General features: G+C 57.5%; 16 protein-coding genes. 10 read left to right on the plus strand and 6 right to left on the minus strand.

The window, feature by feature from the left end; genetic code table 11:
* From A9J21_RS11455 to A9J21_RS32290, 6 genes are all read left to right on the plus strand, one after another.
* On the plus strand, nt 1-243 hold a 243-nt coding region (locus tag A9J21_RS11455; protein WP_231906887.1), incomplete at its 5' end, for a LysR substrate-binding domain-containing protein.
* Between the two features lie 332 nt (nt 244-575).
* Nucleotides 576-2,087, plus strand: a complete 1,512-nt coding sequence (locus A9J21_RS11460; RefSeq protein ID WP_043355338.1) for an FAD-linked oxidase C-terminal domain-containing protein — start codon at nt 576-578, stop codon at nt 2,085-2,087.
* A gap of 1 nt (nt 2,088) precedes the next feature.
* Complete coding sequence (glcE, locus tag A9J21_RS11465) at nt 2,089-3,162, plus strand: glycolate oxidase subunit GlcE (protein ID WP_062794395.1); 1,074 nt, start codon at nt 2,089-2,091, stop codon at nt 3,160-3,162.
* A 10-nt stretch (nt 3,163-3,172) separates the two neighbouring features.
* Entirely contained in the window at nt 3,173-4,432 is a 1,260-nt protein-coding gene (glcF, locus tag A9J21_RS11470) for a glycolate oxidase subunit GlcF (RefSeq protein ID WP_043358198.1), read from the plus strand.
* A 127-nt stretch (nt 4,433-4,559) separates the two neighbouring features.
* Complete coding sequence (locus tag A9J21_RS11475; RefSeq protein ID WP_043355330.1) at nt 4,560-5,084, plus strand: gamma carbonic anhydrase family protein; 525 nt, start codon at nt 4,560-4,562, stop codon at nt 5,082-5,084.
* Nucleotides 5,085-5,471: 387 nt separating this feature from the next.
* Nucleotides 5,472-5,837 carry a MarR family transcriptional regulator gene (locus A9J21_RS32290; RefSeq protein WP_224040759.1) on the plus strand — a complete coding sequence of 122 codons (366 nt, stop codon included), beginning with the start codon at nt 5,472-5,474 and terminating at the stop codon, nt 5,835-5,837.
* Between the two features lie 257 nt (nt 5,838-6,094).
* Here the strand turns inward: A9J21_RS32290 and A9J21_RS11485 are convergent, their stop codons facing one another.
* From A9J21_RS11485 to A9J21_RS11505, 5 genes are all read right to left on the minus strand, one after another.
* Entirely contained in the window at nt 6,095-7,522 is a 1,428-nt protein-coding gene (locus tag A9J21_RS11485; protein WP_062794397.1) for an NAD-dependent succinate-semialdehyde dehydrogenase, read from the minus strand.
* 62 nt (nt 7,523-7,584) lie between these two features.
* Nucleotides 7,585-8,553 carry a tripartite tricarboxylate transporter substrate binding protein gene (locus A9J21_RS11490; RefSeq protein WP_043355327.1) on the minus strand — a complete coding sequence of 323 codons (969 nt, stop codon included), beginning with the start codon at nt 8,551-8,553 and terminating at the stop codon, nt 7,585-7,587.
* A 31-nt stretch (nt 8,554-8,584) separates the two neighbouring features.
* Nucleotides 8,585-9,781, minus strand: coding sequence for an NAD(P)/FAD-dependent oxidoreductase (locus tag A9J21_RS11495; protein ID WP_062794398.1), 1,197 nt, complete (start codon nt 9,779-9,781; stop codon nt 8,585-8,587).
* On the minus strand, nt 9,781-9,978 hold the full coding sequence (locus A9J21_RS11500; protein ID WP_043355325.1) for a ferredoxin: 198 nt from the start codon (nt 9,976-9,978) through the stop codon (nt 9,781-9,783). The genes A9J21_RS11495 and A9J21_RS11500 overlap by 1 nt, the downstream gene beginning before the upstream one ends.
* A gap of 23 nt (nt 9,979-10,001) precedes the next feature.
* Nucleotides 10,002-11,291: a cytochrome P450 gene (locus A9J21_RS11505; RefSeq protein ID WP_196765234.1), complete on the minus strand. Its 1,290-nt coding sequence runs from the start codon at nt 11,289-11,291 to the stop codon at nt 10,002-10,004.
* A gap of 1,035 nt (nt 11,292-12,326) precedes the next feature.
* Here A9J21_RS11505 and A9J21_RS11510 point away from each other — a divergent pair.
* From A9J21_RS11510 to A9J21_RS11520, 3 genes are all read left to right on the plus strand, one after another.
* Nucleotides 12,327-13,703, plus strand: coding sequence for an MFS transporter (locus A9J21_RS11510; protein WP_063778466.1), 1,377 nt, complete (start codon nt 12,327-12,329; stop codon nt 13,701-13,703).
* The gene (locus tag A9J21_RS11515; protein WP_196765235.1) at nt 13,696-15,321 is read left to right on the plus strand and encodes a GMC family oxidoreductase; all 1,626 of its coding nucleotides are present in this window, start codon (nt 13,696-13,698) and stop codon (nt 15,319-15,321) included. Before A9J21_RS11510 ends, A9J21_RS11515 begins: the two co-directional genes overlap by 8 nt.
* A 327-nt stretch (nt 15,322-15,648) precedes the next feature.
* Nucleotides 15,649-15,987, plus strand: a complete 339-nt coding sequence (locus A9J21_RS11520) for a DUF4286 family protein (protein ID WP_052495067.1) — start codon at nt 15,649-15,651, stop codon at nt 15,985-15,987.
* Between the two features lie 230 nt (nt 15,988-16,217).
* On the opposite strand, the gene A9J21_RS11525 is transcribed toward A9J21_RS11520, so the two are convergent.
* Nucleotides 16,218-17,216, minus strand: coding sequence for an AraC family transcriptional regulator (locus A9J21_RS11525; RefSeq protein ID WP_043355323.1), 999 nt, complete (start codon nt 17,214-17,216; stop codon nt 16,218-16,220).
* Nucleotides 17,217-17,232: 16 nt separating this feature from the next.
* Between A9J21_RS11525 and A9J21_RS11530 the strand changes: the two genes are divergently transcribed.
* Nucleotides 17,233-18,297: a sterol desaturase family protein gene (locus A9J21_RS11530; RefSeq protein WP_306418434.1), complete on the plus strand. Its 1,065-nt coding sequence runs from the start codon at nt 17,233-17,235 to the stop codon at nt 18,295-18,297.
* Nucleotides 18,298-18,305: the final 8 nt, after the last annotated feature.

The raw sequence follows: 18,305 nt of genomic DNA on the forward strand, positions 1-18,305 counted from the left end.
CCGCATGTGGGCGCTCAATTCAACGATCTAGGGCTTCTCTATGACGCAGCCGCGTGCGGGTTCGGCGTGGCACTAGTGAGGACCCGTATGGCGCAGTCATGGCTAGAGGGGGGGCGACTCATCCGCATATCGGATCGATCCGTGCCTTCACCGATGGCGCACTACTTATGCTGGGAACCTGGGGCCCTGGAGAGATGGGAGTGCGCCGCCTTTATGGAGTGGCTCACCGACTCGCTAAGTTGAGCGGCCCAAACACGGCAATCAAGTTTTCTGCAACTCAACCGCAAATAACTCTCAACCTGCTATATCGCGTGATTGTCTACAGTCAAGTCATGGCGTCTCGTCGACGCCTTTGACAGAAGTGTATTAGAACCTCCCCACACAATGCATCGCATTCATCGCTCAACGTTTGAGCCTCAGCGCCCGGAAGCAACGCTCCGCCTTGGAGCTGCAGCATCCGTCCAGGCTGATTGCGCGGTTCGCCGGCTCGCTACGGTCGCGCCGTCGCTCCGCACTGATTATCCAATAGACCGGCACAGCACGACGCAGCTTCATCGCACCAGGAGGGCAAAGTCATGAATGCGACGCGTGACGGCTGGTTGGCACATCCTACTGACGCTGAGCGGAGGGAAGCCCGGCGTGCGGAAGTGGTTTCCGCGCTAGAAGGCGTGCTGCCTAGGGACCTTATCCTGTCGCAGCGCGAGGACACCCAGCCATTTGAATGCGATGGCCTTACGGCCTATCGGGCGCAGCCGCTCGTCGTGGTGCTTCCCGAAACAGAAGAGCAGGTTGTTGCCATTCTGCGAACGTGCAAGACGCTCGGTGCGCCCGTCGTGGCTCGGGGCGCAGGCACGGGATTGTCAGGCGGTGCGCTCCCACATGAGATGGGCGTGCTCCTTTCGCTCGCTCGTTTTAACCGGATCGTCAGGGTAGATCCTGTGAGTTGTACCGCAGTGGTCCAATGCGGTGTACGCAACGCCGCAATCAGTGAGGCAGCCGCTACGTATGGGCTGTACTACGCCCCCGATCCGTCCAGCCAGATTGCCTGCACGATCGGTGGAAACGTGGCCGAGAATTCCGGAGGCGTCCATTGCCTCAAGTACGGACTCACGTTGCAGAACGTAATGAAAGTACGGGGATACACCATTCAGGGCGAGGCGATAGAGTTTGGATCGGAAGCCCTTGATGTCCCTGGGCTCGATTTGCTCGGCGTCGTTGTAGGCAGTGAAGGGATGCTCGCAGTGACATTGGAAGTCACCGTCAAGTTAATTCCTAAGCCAGAACTTGCGCGATGCATCGTTGCAAGCTTCGACACCGTCGAAGCCGCTGGTGACGCCGTAGCCAACGTCATCGCGGCCGGCATCATCCCAGCCGGCCTGGAACTGATGGACAAGCCGATGACCGCCGCCGTAGAGGACTTCGTGCATGCTGGCTATGACCTGGACGCGGCCGCAATCCTATTGTGCGAGAGTGATGGGACGGCGTTGGAGGTCGAGGACGAGATTGTGAAGATGAATGCCGTCCTCACCGCCAGCGGGGCCACTCGTCTTGAAGCAAGTCAGGACGAGGCGCAGCGTCTTCGTTTCTGGAGCGGGCGAAAGAATGCATTTCCCGCGACGGGGCGCATGAGCCCGGATTACCTGTGCATGGATTCCACGATTCCTCGCAAGAGTCTCGCTGCGATCCTTCGAGCAATCAGCGAGATGGAGGTGCGCTATGGGCTTCGCTGCGTGAACGTGTTCCACGCCGGCGACGGGAATCTACATCCGCTGATCCTTTTCGACGCCAACAATCCCGAAGAACTGCACCAGGCGGAGCAATTCGGCGCTGAGATTCTGGAAACAAGCGTCACGCTTGGCGGGACGGTGACCGGAGAGCACGGTGTGGGCGTGGAGAAGCTGAACTCAATGTGCGTTCAGTTCTCAGGCGCAGAGCGAGAACAAATGTTTGCGCTGAAACGTGCATTCGATCCGCAATCGCTCTTGAATCCTGGGAAGGTAATTCCGACGCTGCATCGATGTGCCGAATATGGTCGCATGACTGTTCGGCGTGGGATGCTGCCGCATCCAGAAATCCCGAGGTTCTAGAATGACGACGATCCCCACGGAAGTGTCTCATCTGATTGAGACAGTCCTGCATGCAAGAAAAACGAAGACCTCTCTCAACATCGTTGGCGGCGGTACGAAATGCTTCTACGGTGAAGAGCCGTCGGGTGAACCGTGTGATGTCCGGCGCCTCAGCGGAATTTGCAGCTATGAACCGTCTGAGCTGGTTGTCACCGCTCGTGCAGGCACACCGCTAGAAGAACTTGAGGCCGTGCTGGCCGAGCACAATCAGTACCTTGCCTTTGAGCCGCCACGCTTTGCTAAAGGAAGTACTGTCGGAGGAGCGGTCGCGGCAGGTCTGAGCGGGCCAGCACGCGTCGGGGTAGGGTCCATTCGGGACTTCGTTCTCGGCGCGACCATGATTAACGGCAAAGGCGAGCTTCTGACATTCGGCGGGCAAGTGATGAAGAACGTTGCCGGTTATGACGTTTCGCGTCTCCTGGCGGGCTCAATGGGAACACTCGGTGTTATCTGTGAGGTCTCGCTGAAGGTTCTGCCCATTCATTCATCGAGGATCACCCTGTTCATTGAACGCGACGAAGCAGGGGCGTTGTCTCTCTTAAACGGGCTGACTCGGCAAGCATTGCCAGTCAATGCGAGTGCCTGGCACGACGGAAAGCTGTTCCTCCGACTGAGTGGTGCAGCCTCTGCTGTCACGGAAGCCAGAAAGCGTTTGGGCGGGACTGAGCTGGAACCAGACGAAGCGTTGTCCTGGTGGGATGCCGTCCGCGACCACCGCCACGACTTCTTTTCACAGAGCGACGCGCCTCTCTGGCGTGTTTCCGTTCCGGCAGTCTCCCAACCCTTCTTGGCCGCGAATCAGCTTATTGAATGGGGTGGTGCATTGAGATGGCTATACACCGACGATCCCATCGAGGACGTTCGGGAAATGGCGTCATCGCTTGGTGGTCACGCCACGCTGTTCAGGGATCCGCATCATAGGAGCGGCGTGTTCACGCCACCGAGCGATGCGCTCTTCGAGATTCATCGCAATCTCAAGCAAGCGTTTGATCCCGATGGCATCTTCAATGTTGGTCGACTCTACCCCGGCCTGTAAGGGGCTCCATATGCAGACAAAACTAAGTCATGAGTTTGCCAACACTCCAGAAGGGGCGGAGGCCGAAGAGATTCTGCGCAAGTGCGTGCATTGCGGCTTTTGTACGGCAACGTGTCCGACTTACCTGCTTCTGGGCGATGAACGTAACGGACCCCGGGGACGCATCTACTTGATGAAGCAGTTGCTTGAGGGGGAAGAGGTCACAGCAAGCACCCAACAGAATCTAGACCGCTGCTTGACGTGCCGGAACTGTGAAAGCACCTGTCCCAGCGGTGTCGAGTACGGCAAGCTAGTTCACATTGGGCGGAAGCTAGTCGATGAGCGAATTCCTCGTCCGCCAAAAGACCGCGCGGTGCGTTGGCTGCTGCGTGAGGGGCTAACTTCGCCATTGTTCTTGCCGGCCATGAAGATTGGCCGAATGGTTCGGCCGCTACTTCCTTCCAAGCTCGCCAACAAGCTTACGCCGAGCAGACCTGCGGGTCAGCGCCCAACGCGCCGCCACGCCAGGAAAGTGCTCATGCTCGAAGGTTGTGTGCAGCCGGCGATGATGCCGAACATCAATTCTGCGACCGCGCGGGTACTCGATGCAGCCGACTTTCAGGTTGTAAGTGTTCCTCGAGCCGGTTGCTGTGGCGCGATCCGGCTGCACACCGGAGATCACAAGGGCGGCCTCGATGATATGCGCAGAAACATCGACGCCTGGTGGCCGGCGATTTCCAGCGGTGAAGTCGAGGCAATTGTCATGAACGCGTCCGGCTGCGGCGCGACCGTGAAGGACTACGCCGACTTGCTAAAGCATGACGCGGAGTACGCCGAGAAGGCAGCTCGGGTTAGCGAGTTGACCCGCGACCTGAGCGAATTGCTTCCTGAACTTCTGCCAAGACTGCGCGGCAAAGTCAAAGCGTGCGACAAGCCGGCCTTGGCGTTCCATCCGCCGTGCACGCTGCAACACGGCCAGAAGCTGCGGGGAGTGGTGGAGGAGCATCTGGGACAGTTGGGCTTTTCCGTTCATCGTGCCAGCGTGGAGAGTCACCTTTGTTGCGGCTCAGCCGGCACCTACTCCGTTCTGCAGCCCGAAATTTCACTCCAGCTCAGAGACCGCAAGATCGAGCATCTGAGCGAGAAGCAACCTGACTGCATCGTGTCCGCGAACATCGGTTGCATCCAGCATTTGCAAAGTGGAACGCCCACGCCAGTAAAGCACTGGATCGAGGTACTGGATGATGCAATCGAGCCGGCAGTCCAACCAGAGGAACAAGTATTTATCTAGCGGCAGGGCAAGAAACGGCGTCGAAGTCGGCACGGGCTGCGAGAGCGGCCCATGCAGTAGTGTTTCGCCTCCTGCAAGTAACGCGGTCGGCGAAAAGTTAGTCACATCAAGATAAGAGGAGCATTTTGTGGCGATCTATCGAATTGGAGAGAAAGAACCGACAATTCATCCGAGCTCGTATGTATCCGAGCATGCGGTAATCATCGGCGACGTGGAAATCGCCGAAGACGTGTCCATCTGGCCCGGCGCTGTGATCCGCGGCGACAATGAAAAGATCACGATTAGGCGAGGCGTGAACGTCCAGGAGGGGGCTGTGTTGCACACCGATCCTGGCTTTCCCGTCGAGGTAGGCGAGATGGTCTCCATTGGACACCAGGCGATGCTTCACGGTTGCAAGGTCGGAGCACGTAGTCTGGTCGGCATTCAGGCTGTGATCCTGAATGGATCCGAACTCGGACAACAATGCCTCGTGGGGGCCGGATCCTTGATCGGCGAGCGCAAGAACTTCCCGGCAGGAGGCTTGGTCATGGGCACACCTGCAAAGCAGGTACGTGAACTAACGGAGGAAGTCAAAGCTGCGATCGAGAAGAACGCTGACGACTACATTAACAAGGCGAAGACGTACAAGAAGGACCTGGTCAAGCTGAGTTAGCAAGCTCCGCGCGTCGGCGGATCAAGCGTCGACGCCTTGAGACGAGAGCGCCAGCCAGCGCCTCGTCTCGTCATCCCTCTCCATCAAGATTGGTGCTCCGGCCATCGCGAACGAACGCGACAAGGCCCGGCCTTGAGTTGCTACCCGGCCACAGGCACAGAACCCCTTCACGCGCCGCCGCTGTCTGCGTGGTCGCTACCCTCACCAGTCGGACCATATCGACTCGGTGCCTCCAGGTACTTCGCGCGATCATTCTTCACTGAATCGTTATATCATCTGCTCAGTGATTGCCCCCTTTTTGTAGACATGACAGAACCTACGGTTGAAATGCTTGCGGACGAACTTAGACCCCGCTTGATGCGGATCGTTGTAGCGCTGCGGCGGGAAATGAGAGCGGCGCACGTGCCCCCCGCGCAGAGCGCTGTTCTTAGTGCATTGCTCGTAAGAGGGCCGATGCGAGTTAGCGATCTGGCCAGGAATGAAGGCGTCAGATTGCCTACGATGACGCAGATTGTCGGGCGGATGGTCGACGCCGAGTTAATCGCGCGCTCCGCACCCGTCGGCTCGTACAACAACATGATTCAGATTACTGATGAAGGCCGGGCTGTGGCCGGCAAATTGGCCGCACAGCGGACGGCGGCACTGGGCAAGCGCATGGAGGGATTGACGCCCGAGGAGTTGCAGACGGTGATCGCGATGTTCCCCATCATCGATAAGATGTTCAAAAGAGAACCGTGGCTGGACCACGAGTAATACCAACGAAATCTTCCTGGAAGACGACACGATTCGAGAAGGCTTATCGCTAGCCGGCCGCGCTTGCGCTGCAACTGCGGAGCCATGCAGGGAGTTGTCAGAGTCGCCGAGAGCAACCGCATCGCCCAATATGGGGCGCACTGCCGCGACCTATACGCTAATAAAAAAGGCGCCTAACACTCACTTAGGCGCCAAAACCTGACTGGGAACGTAGCTTCGGGGGAAAGGGCGACGTATCGCCCTTTGCGGCCCCCGATCTACACTTGAGTTACAAATTTCGTGACGAGATAGCCGTCGAACGTCTCGGTCCCACCCTCACTCCCGATACCGCTATCTTTAATGCCTCCAAACGGTGTTTCGGCGAGAGCGCTTCCAAAGTGGTTGATGTTGACCATGCCGGCCTCAAGGCGGGTAGAGACAGCATGCGCTGTCTTCGCTGACTCGGTAAACACGTAAGACGACAGGCCGTAAGTCAGTTTGTTCGCCCGTGCCAGCACCTCATCCAGATCGTCGAACGCTACAACCGGGGCGACAGGGCCGAATGGCTCGCAAGTCATGAGCATGGAGTCGTCTGAAATGTCTATAACGACGCTGGGCGCGAAGAAATGTCCTGTGTCGCTGCACCTGGTCCCTCCCACGACAACCTTTCCGCCGCGCGCTTTGGAGTCGGCAATCAACCCTTCCATTGCAGCAACACGGCGTTGGTTTGCGAGCGGTCCCATCTGTGTCGAGCTGTCTATACCGTTGCCGACCCGCACTGCGCCAATGACGTCCGTAAAACGCCTGAGGAACCTATCGTAAGCCCCGCGCTGGACGAAGAAGCGGGAGGGCGAGACGCATACCTGACCAGCGTTTCGCAGCTTGTAGTTTGCAAGCATCTCGGCGGCGGTATGGACATCCGCATCGTCGAAGACGATTGCAGGGGAGTGACCACCAAGCTCCATAGTGATTCGCTTCATATGGGATCCTGCTAGAGCTGCTAGTTGTTTGCCAACAGCAGTGGACCCCGTAAAGGAGATCTTCTGGACCAGCGGAGATGCAATGAGGTGTGCTGACACCTCCGCCGGGACGCCAAATACAATGTTTAAGCAACCAGGAGGAAGGCCCGCATCATGGAACAGTTGAGCGATCGCCAGCACGGCACTCGGTGTCTCTTCTGGTCCCTTCAGAATGATCGTACAGCCTGCGCCAAGCGCGGCAGAGATTTTCCGGATCGCCTGATTGAAGGGAAAATTCCAAGGGGTGAAGGCTGCGCAGACTCCGACCGGCTGACGTAGCACGAGCTGGCGGACGTTAGGGTTGCGGCTGGGGATCACGCGGCCGTAGATCCGCCGAGCCTCTTCTGCATGCCAGTCCGCATGCTCTGCACAAACCGTTACTTCGCCCACGGCTTCGTGCAGAGGCTTCCCCTGGTCAATGGTCATGTTGCGGCCGATTTCCGGCGCCCTTTGACGGGCGAGCTCCGCAACTTTACGCAAGATTGCACTGCGTTCCAAAGGCGATGAGTCGCGCCACGTCAGGAAAGCTCGATGAGCCGCCTCGACGGCGGTGTCGAGGTCCTCGCGGGTGGCGAGCGGCAGTCGCCCAACGACCTCCTCCGTCGCAGGATTGACTACGTCCTGGTGTCGCCGGCCTTCAATGCCGAGAAATTCGCCATTGATGTAAAGGGATAATTCTGGATACACAGCGTGTACTCCAATGACTAAGAGGTTAGCTACGAAATTCTGTGCTTGTGACGGAGGTCGATCTATTCGAGCTTAAAATCACCGACCTTAATTACTGCATCAATGCTCTTCTTGCGCTGCTTAAGGTAGCCCTCGAAATCCTCCGGGGACTGCGTAATGACTTCCATTCCAGTGCCTTGCATCCGCGTGCGAAGCTCGCCGTTCTTCAAAATCGTAGCGACATCGCTCTGCATTTTTTTGATTGCGTTCTGGGGCATCTTGGCAGGCGCATACAGGGCGATGGTTCCCGTAAGCTGGACGTCAATCCCCGCTTCCTTGAATGTAGGGACGTTTGGCAGCATAGGCGAGCGTTCTGGCGTCGACACGGCAAAGGCCTTCACTTTTCCAGCCTTAACGAGTTGCGCGATCGGTGCCATATCGATCATGAGCATATCGATCTCGCCTGAAACGATAGCGGGGACACTTTGCCCAGCACTCTTGTAGCCGACTGGGGTCATCTTTACCCCGGTCTTTTGCGCGAACTCCTCCATACCGACACGCATGCCCAAGTTGGCCCATCCGTACGTGAACTTCCCGTTGGCCGCACGAGCTGCCTTAATGAGGTCAGCGAGGTTGTTGTATGGCGCGGAAGCCGGGGTCACCACAACGAGTGGGGTTGCGGCTAGCCCGCTCACAAGGGTGAGTTCCTTGGTGGGATCGACAGCAACAGTGGGGCGCAAGTTTGCGTCGATGATCAACGTGGACGGGGGCATGACCAGAAGGATCGAACCGTCCGGTTCAGCTCGCGCGACAGCCTTGCTGGCGATCGCCCCGTTTGCGCCTGGCCGATTTTCGACGATTACGGGCCGATTCCAGATTTTTGCCAGCTCTTCGCCAACTGCGCGTGCAACTACGTCGGTGCCACCGCCCGGTCCGTAGCCAACAAAGAGCCGGACCGGCAACGGGCCAGATTGCTGGGCGTACAGGATGGAGGGCAGGGCCAGGGAGCAGAGTAGGACTGCTCTGCGGATAGCCGAAGCGGGTTTTGTCATGTTGTCTCCTCTTTTATTATGAAATACAGCCTTAACCTGCTACCGCAGCTGGAGCGTGGCTCTTCGTCCACTCCTCCTTCAACAGCTTGATGTGCTCACGCGCTTTTCTACTGGCGTTCCAACTAAGAACGCCCATCAAAACGTCTCCCTGGTAGTAGCGAAAGATGCAGGAGTCGTCTTTCAGTTGATCCCCTTCGACAACTTCAACGGTGTATTGAGGGCCGATGCGTCCGTAGCTGTGGATTTGGACCTGGTACTGATCCGACCAGAAGAACGGCAGCGGAGCGTATTCAACGCGAGAGCCGAGCATGTTCTTTGCCGCGGCCATCGCCTGTTCGCTTGCATTCGTCCGGTGTTCAATACGCATGTGCTCGCCGTAGCCTTTGTGAAACCACTCTGCAGCATCGCCGGCGGCATATACGTTCGGGGCTGCTTCACAGTATTCATTGCAGACTACGCCGCTGCGGATGTTTAATCCGCTGCACCACTGCACGCTGGGAACTGCGCCGATAGCCACAACAATTACGTCGCAAGCAATCACAACCCCAGTGTCCAAGCGGACTTCGGTAATGGTGCGGTCACGCCATTTCACCTCCCTGAGTTCGCAGTCGTTGTGGAAAACCACGCCGTTGGCTTCATGGAGTTTTTCGATCCGCTTCCCAACGATATCCCCGACTCGCGCCCCGAGAGGAACTTTCGACTTGTCGATGACGGTCACCTCACAGCCGCTGGTCTTTGCAATCGCCGCTAACTCTGTGCCGATGAAGCCCGCGCCGACTACTAGTGCCCGCTTTCCGGCAGTCAGATGTTCCCGAATCGCCAGCGCGTCGTTTAAGTTGCGCAGGCTGTAGCAGTTCGCCGCCTGGCTGAGGTTGGGAATCACTCGAGCGTCCGCGCCCGTGGCGATCAGCAAGCGATCATATTGAAGTGTGGAGCCGTTGCTGAGTTGCAGTGAACTGGCGTCCGTATCGAGGCCGGTGGCCGATGTCCCGTCCAGGTAGTGCAGGTTCAGCGCCTTCATGCCGTCTTCGGACACAAGGTTGAGCGCCTCTACCGGACATTCTCCTGCCATCAGCCGCTTTGAAAGAGGAGGGCGGTCATAGGGCATGCCGCCTTCCTTTCCAATCAGCGTGAGCCGCCCTCCCCAGCCCTGTGCGCGCAGCGCTCGTGCTGCCGTGATGCCGGCGGCCGAGGCGCCGACAACGACGATGTGCTCGGGGGAGTTCATCACTGATCCTCGTGAATCTCGATGGCGAGCGCTGGGCAGATGCCAGCCGCCAGGCGTGCTGATTCGAATTGGTCAGCCGACGGCTCTGCGTTCAAGAGAATGACGATGCCATTGTCCTTTTGGTCGAACAGATCCGGCGCGTTGACGACACATTGACCAGAACCGCAGCACTTTTCGGGGTAGATTGTGATTTTCATGATGCTTCTCATTTAAGTCGGGATTACCAGCGAACAGGGAGTTCCTTGACGCCATACATGAGTGAATCGCCCTTGAACTCAAGGCTTTCCACGGGAACAGCAAGCTCGAGGTTCGGAAACCGCTCCAGCAAGGCGGTGAACATGATCTGCATTTCGAGCCGTGCGAGGGGTTGACCGATGCACTGATGCGGGCCGTATCCGAACGAGACCTGCGTCCTTGAATCTCGGCGAAGGTCGAACACATTCGGATCTTCAAATTTCGAGCTGTCGCGATTGGCCGAGACACTCAGCACTACAACGGGGTCGCCCGCCTGGATCATTTGTCCGTTCACGACAATGTCCTCGGTCGCGACACGACGCTTTCCTGAATGTGTGACATCCAGATAGCGCAGAATTTCTTCCACCGCATTTGGAACGAGGCTTGTGTCTTGTCGAAGCTCATTCCAGATATCCGGTCGTTGCAGGAGGAAAAGCACTCCCATTGCGGTCGTATTCGCCGTGGTCTCGTGGCCGGCAATCAGCAAGAGCCTTGCAAGGGAAACAACGTCCGTTTCGGTGATATCGCCCTTTCGTACGTGATTGACGATGAGGCGGCTGAGGATATCTTCCCCGGGGTTCTCCGATCTCTTCGCCACCAGGCCCTTCAGGTACACCTCGCACAACTCATGATTTGCGGCGATGGCCTCCTCAAGCGTCGCACTACTCGACGTCAGGACCATCGCCAGTTCCTGAAAGAAGTCATGGTCTTCGTACGGAACGCCAAGCAACTCTGAGATCGCCAATGCCGGCGTAGCCAACGTAAAGGCGCTAACCAGGTCGGAGGGTTGAGGCTTTGTTGCGAAGTCGTCCAGCAGCTTGTCTACGATCGCCTGAATCCGCGGGCGAAGGGCCTCGATTTTGCGGATCGAGAATTCACCTGTCAGCATGCGCCGATGCTCTGCATGCTTGGGTGCATCCATGGTGATGAAGGTCCGGTTACTACCCCGGGCAACTTTCATTGCAGCACTGACAGTGGGATAGCCGGGATTCGTAATGTCAGAACTAAAGCGAGGGTCAGACAGGACCGAGCGGACGTCGTCATAGCGCGTAATCAGCCAGGCGATCTTTCCGTCCCAGAGCCTAGCTTGCCCCAAGCCGCTTCCTTGCTGCATCTGGAAGTACACCGGCGGCGGCGACAAAGGATCGACCCGTTCGGGCGGAAAGTCGGGGATGCCGCTGTCCCCGCCAGCGTGCATCGGACACGTGGACTGCGCAGGTGAGGCCGCGTGAAACGGGCAGCCAGTCGACTGCGTGGGGGTTTGGGGGGCGGTCATGAATATGTCTCCGATGGGAAATTGTGAGTACATATTAGGTAGCCTACCTACTATATGCAAAAGGGGTTTACCCTAATCGGTGCAGAGGATTGACCTCGCGTCACAAATCTCGAGCGGGACCAGGGGTGGGAGAGGAGGGCGTGGCTAGACTGGGGGAGCCCAGTTGGCCTGAAGGCGGGCGACCGCCGATTTCAGTGGTCAAGATATGCCGCCGGTGACCCACTGGGTATGCGCGAGGACTGTTTGCCTTCTGGTTGTTATAGCTCGTCCCAGGGTAGATATGCGGTCCGGCCGGGCTGGCTGACGACAGAGGTCGGTACCGAGTGAGGCGCGGCCGGAGGCCCGCTTGGGACCTGCTGGAGGCCACCTTTGACGCCGGGACCTTCCGTAAGGTCGGGATCGCAGGGCTTCGGTTCTTACCTATGCATAGGCGTGAAAAAACACCCGCATGGACGTGGGGTTAGAAGTGCGCGATCGCCACCACTCGCTGACCAAGGGGGCAGCCTCACGACGCGTTGTTAAAGAGGCGCGGGGGGACAGTGAAGCCGGTGCAAGAAGGCAAGCGAGAAAGCCGAAGCGACCTCGCTTTGGCAGCCTACAAATCAAATAAATAGGCTCCAGCTCTCCCCTAACTCGGCACTGAGGTACTCGAACATCGACATGAATCGAAAGCGCTCCCATTGATTGAACGCCTCGCGTACCGCTGCCATCAGTGACATAGCTACCTCCGGGGTGATCGACTTTAGTTAGGGGGGCCACCGCAAGAAAAAAGCAGGTCTTTCAACACTCGTTCGCATCGGCGCATAGCCCATTCCACGATGCAATCGATTACATAGAGCGTAGGTCGCCACGATGGTCTGTCAAGATAAAGCGTAAAAGTGTCATTTGCGGCTCAAAATCAGCCACCTGACTTCGTTGATGGGAGGGTAAACGCCTATTTGATTGTAATAGGTAGGCTACCTAATATTTACCACAAATAAGAGTAAGCGCGCTTCGGTTTTTCAAACATTGCTTATAGAAGTGGAGACAAAATCAATGCAACATCATCCCCGAAGAGGTTCGACCCCCACCCCCCAGCGGGTCCGGGATGTTCTCAAGCCGATCTCCGGTGCCGCCGTGGGAAACATGCTGGAGTGGTTTGACTACTCGTTGTATGGCTATCTTTCCGCCACCCTGGCGAAGGTGTTCTTCCCAAGCAGCGACCCGATCGTTAGCCTGATAGCGGCTTTCGCGGCATTCTCCGTCGCATTCGTTACCCGACCACTCGGCGCTCTGTTTTTTGGATCGCTGGGAGACCGGCTTGGACGGCGCGATACGCTCGCGATTGTCGTTGGTTTGATCAGCGTTTCGACGGGGTTGGTCGGTGTCCTACCGGGATACGAGGCGATTGGCATCGCCGCTCCTTTGCTGCTGGTAGCCCTACGCATGATTCAGGGATTTTCCGCGGGAGGCGAAGCAGGTGGAGCACTCGCATTCCTTGCCGAGTACGCCCCGACACGCCGGCGTGGCGTTGTGATCGGGTTCTTCGGTATGTCGGCTGGAATTGGTGCGTTGAGCGGATCCGGTCTTGTTCTGGCGATCACCAGCATTTTTGGTCAGACGGCAGTTGAGGCATGGGCCTGGCGATTGCCCTTCCTGATCGCTGGTCCGATTGGGTTGGGTGCGTTCTGGCTGCGGCTGCGCATCGAGGAAACACCGGCATTCCGGTTGCACTTGGAACGCGAGGGCGCGGCACAAGCACCATTGCGCGAAGCCCTTCGTGACGACTGGCGAAGCATTGTCAAATGTCTTGGCGTAGCGATCTCACACGGCATCCCTTACTACTTGATCCTGGCGTATCTCCCGTCTTATCTCGTGTCAACTGGACGGTTGAGTAGCGGGCAAGCTCTAGCGGCGTCCGGCCTGGCCTTTCTGGGTTCAGTGATTGTGATCCCATTCGCTGCAGCGCTATCCGACCGCGTGGGTCGACGACCCGTCGCCTTTACGGCGGCATTGGCATACCTCGTCGTTGCGCTTCCTTTGTTCCGGATCGTCGTGGGCTCGACACCAGAGGTGGTAATTGCCACGATGGCTAGCGTCGGGGTATTGATGGGGATGTATGGCAGCGCGCCGTTCTGCATGATGACGGAGTTGTTTCCGACACGCACACGCTACAGCGCCATGTCGGTAGGCTACAACGTGGCCATGGTGCTATTTGGCGGCACCGCTCCTTTAATCAGCGCTTCTCTGACGAAGCTGACCGGAAACCCTTCATCACCCGCCTATTTCATGATGGGGGGCGCAGTGTTGTCTATTTTTGCCATCTTGGCGTCTCCTGAAACGTCACGAGTACCGATTGATGAGCTCGGACAGTCGGACGAGCACATTCGCCGCGTGCGCATGGCGCTCAAGGCATCGGCTCGCGTTGAGTGATCTCCTGATTATGAAAACCGCTACATACGACTACATTGTTATCGGCGCCGGCTCGGCAGGGTGTGTTCTCGCTTCTCGGCTGAGTGAAGATCCCAGCGTCAAGGTACTGCTGATAGAGGCGGGCGCTCCCGCGTCATCCATCTTTGTTCAGATGCCGGCAGGGATCCGGGTTCTCTATAAGAGCCAAAAATTCAACTGGCGCTATTGGACGGAGCCCCAGACACAACTGGACAATCGGAATATTTATATACCCCGGGGCAAGGTGGTGGGCGGTTCATCCTCGATCAATTCCATGATTGCTATCCGGGGGAACCGATCCGATTACGACAACTGGGCATCTCAGGGCCTGTCGGGCTGGGACTATGAATCCCTTCGTCCGTACTTTCGAAAGATTGAGGATGCATCACTGGTAACGAAGGCGAGGAATGACGATCGCGGGTACGCGGGTCCGATTCGCCTGTCATACGGCACGCAGCAAAACGCCATATCGACTGCGTTCATAGAGAGCGCAGTATCGGCCGGTATGCCGGAGAACAACGGATTCAATGGGGCGTCGCAGGTAGGCGCAGGATTCTACGAGCTTACGATTGCCGAGGGAAAGCGATCCGGTGCTTATCGTTACCTGGATCGAGCAGGTAACCGATCCAATCTGACATTGATGGCGAACTGTAAAGTCCGCAGGATTCTCCTTGCCGGAAAGCGAGCGCAAGGCGTAGTGATTGAGGATGGATGGGAGGAGGTGGAGCTTCGCGCGGACCGCGAAGTGATTCTGACAGCAGGGGCCATTGCCTCACCGCAACTCCTGATGCTTTCGGGGATCGGACCGGCCAAACATCTGCAGTCGATTGGTATCGCTCCCGTGGTCGATCTGCAAGGCGTCGGTGAGAACCTTCAGGACCATCTTGATTGCGCGATTCGCTTAGAAGCGTCGCAGCCCAATACGCTCACGCCCTATATCGGCCTGGTAAGAGGCGGAATGGCAGGAGCTCGCTATCTTCTTTCAGGAGGCGGGCCGGCTTCCTCTCAAGGCGTTGAGGCAGGAGCATTTTACAACTCCGACAGAAATCCGGATCTGCCTGAGTGGCAGGCCCATCTGATCATTGCGCTGCGCAATCCACCGCCTAACGAAAAAGTTCCCCACGGATTTGCAGTCCGCGTATGCCAGCTGCGTCCAAAAAGTAGAGGCGTGCTGCGACTGCGTTCTTCAGATCCGTCCGATTCTCCCCGAATCGACCCTCGCTTCCTCTCAGACGAGTCTGACCTGGAGAGTTTGGTGCGCGGCGTGGAACGCACGTGCGAGATTGTCGACCAGCCGGCGCTCCGGAAGTACATCAAACGAAGGCTCGACATCGATGCTTTCTCCACCGGTGCAGCCCGTAAGGCATGGATACGCTCGCATGCGGAAACCATCTATCACCCGGTTGGCACGTGTCGCATGGGAGTCGACGACAACGCTGTTGTTGACGAGGAGTTGAAAGTGCGCGGGGTTGAGAACTTGAGAGTAATTGATGGATCTGTGATGCCAACGATCATCAGTGGGAACACGAACCTTCCCATTATGGCCATGGCAGAGAAGGCCGCAGACTTGATACGAAATTCACGCACATCCGCTCGTTGAAGTTTTCGGAGAACTCTGTTCACTGGCGTTTCGAGCTTGCTCCGTCGCCTTCTTCCCGGTTGTCCCCTTACACGGGGACGAAAGGTTGCAGCATAGATTTCCCAGCATCGAATGGGAACGTCTACGGGCTTGCGTCGTTTGATGGAAGCGTTGGGCCACACCCTTTCTCTCAAGCGCCGAAACCGCCGGAATGCCAAAGCGCGGGTTCCAGCAAAGAGGACCACGTGAACAAGGGACTCGCCAGTCAACACATACCCATCACGGGCGCGTCACAGGGCATCGGCCGCTGGACATTCCCTGTACTTCAATAACCTTAAGGAGATAAGAATGGTCAAGTTCACCTATCTGGTACTCACGAACGCGGTTCCGGGGCGTGAAGAAGAGTTCAATCGCTGGTATACCGAGCAGCACCTTCCAGACGTGTTGCGCGTACCGGGCGTGGTGAGCGCACAGCGCTTCAGTCGCACGGAGCAGCAGCGAAAAGCGGGGCCTCATCCGTGGCAGTACCTGGCACTCTATAACTGCGAGGCCGCTGACCCGCAGGTCGTCACAGATGGGATCCAGGCTCGCGTCAACACAGCGGAGATGCAAATGAGTGACACGGTGGGCGATGTCAAATATGGTTGCTATTTCGAGCCAATCACCGAGGTGATTCGCAGTAAGTAGACGGCATGGAAGTACCTGCTTTCCCGTCGTCTCAAAGATGAGTCGGGTAGAAGCTCAACAGCTTCTCCGCCACGTGAGGCGACGGGCCAGGGCGGGTCGCTTACTCCGCCGTAGCGGCGATGGAAGGCCATGCAACCCGGTGCGAGAGCTTGGGACTTGGGCCGAGGAGGCCAGCCTAAAACCTTCAGCGCTGCAATCACATGGGCGACTGCGCTGTTGCCCGTAGCGGATCACGCATCCATTTCGCGGCGCCAGGCTTGCGGGCTCTGCGATGTCCATCTCCGGAATGCGCGAGTAAATGCACTGTGCTCCGAGTACCCAAGTATCCAGGCCACCTCAGCGAGCGAAAGCCGTGGATCTTTTAGGTAATTCTCTGCAATCCGGCGTCTCGTGTCGTCACGTAGCTCGCGAAATTTCAGACCCAGTTTGTCGAGTCGCCGCTGCAACGTGCGGGGGGTCATGTGCATGGAGGAAGCCACTGTTTCAAGGCTCACTTCGCCTTGACGCGCGAGCCCGGCTACCGCTTGCCTGATGGCATGTTCCATGTCATCCATCTTCGGCATGGCACCCAGCAGAGCCTGTACCTGAAGCTCCATGATTCGCAGTAGCGCTTCATCAGGTTGACGCAGAGGCGCCTGCAAAAGGTCGACGGGGAAGCGCAGACTCGTCTCCGGTTGGTCGAACTTCACCGGGCAGCCGAAGTATGCAAGATAAGGGGTGGTGTCTTGAGGTGTTGCGTTAACAAAGCACACCTCCTCCAGCCTCACATCACCATCTGTCATGGCTCGCGTGAAACGGGTCATCGCAGCCAAGGCCGTTTCGTCAACGAGCGGCCCCGTTGGTTCCGTCGAACGGGGCCACGTCATCACGACGGACTTACCTTCGGTTCTTAGCTCCGCCGGCGTAACGTTTGCAACCACACGGTCGTACTGTTGCCAGCGTTGCAAGACAGCCCCGACGTCAGGGCAAGCCCCAAGTGCGTATCCAAGCACGCCGAGATGCGCAGGCGCAATGCGCTGGCCAACGTGCAATCCGAGGAGCGGATCATTGCAAACCTCGGCGGCACGCTCAAGCAAACGCCGCCAGTGATCGAGCGCGTAGAGTCGCACTTCCTGGCAATTAGGGCTGGATTCCCCCAGCACATGCACGGCATCCAGCCCTTGGTCCTGCAAGTAGTCGAAAAGCAGGTTCACGTAGGTGCTGGCGTAGTAAGCGGTGGGCGCGGACATGGGATGACAATGAACAATGTCGCGAAGTGTCAAGAAAGTGTCGAGGACTGTCAATGCGGAGGGTCACCAGTTTGATCAAACTGTCGGCAAGCCAAGCGAACAGGAGTCTAAATTGCCGTCCGATATGATGAACTGGCTGCATTCCATATTTGGGAAGTCCGTGGATTGGAAGCAGGCGTTCATGCTCAGCATGGTTCCTCTCTTCATCATTGCATTCAGTCTCGAGACCCTGATCAATCGAAGGCGTAGAGCCGAATCGACACTGAACTGGAAAGAGGTGTGGGCGAACATCGCATTGGGCACCACTTACCAGATCATGGAGCCCCTGGGAGTGGCTCTTGTGACAGGATCCATCTATGCGTGGGTATATTCAAAACGTTTGTTTGATATCCCGGTGGACGGTTGGACCATTCTCCCAATCATTCTGTCGGTCGAGTTCTGCTACTACTGGTTTCATCGCGCCAGCCATCGAATCCGCTGGTTTTGGGCGGCGCACGTCGTTCATCATACCGGCGAGAACATGAACTTCACTACGGCGGCACGACAATCGATGCTCAATGTGGTCGCTGGGAGTTTCATCTTTTTCCTTCCTCCCGTGCTCCTCGGTGTGCCGCCGGCCGCAGTCGCACTCATCCTGGCCGTGAATCTGTCCTATCAGTATTTCATTCATACCGAACTGATCCGCCGCCTTCCTGGCTGGATTGAGTACATCTTCAATACACCGTCCCATCACCGTGCCCATCATGGCCGAAACGACCAATATATCGACAAGAACTACGGTGGCATGTTGATCATTTTCGATCGCATGTTTGGCACTTTCGAAGAAGAACGGGAGACGGTGCAATACGGCATCACCCAACAGATTAAGTCCTACAATATCCTGGTGCTGAATCTCCACGAGTTTGTCGACATGTGGCGTGACGTGATGTCACCGGGGCCCGTGTGGCAGCGACTGCAACACCTGTGGCGGCCGCCGGAATGGGTGCGCCGTGGTCATGAACCCATCCACACATGGACGGTGGACAGGAACGAGCCGACCGGCAGTGAGTCGACACCCACTCCGTCAACGTCCGCTACCTGAGAGCCAAC

The sequence above is a fragment of the Cupriavidus sp. D384 genome, from assembly GCF_001652915.1.
In the GTDB taxonomy this organism is placed as follows: domain Bacteria; phylum Pseudomonadota; class Gammaproteobacteria; order Burkholderiales; family Burkholderiaceae; genus Cupriavidus.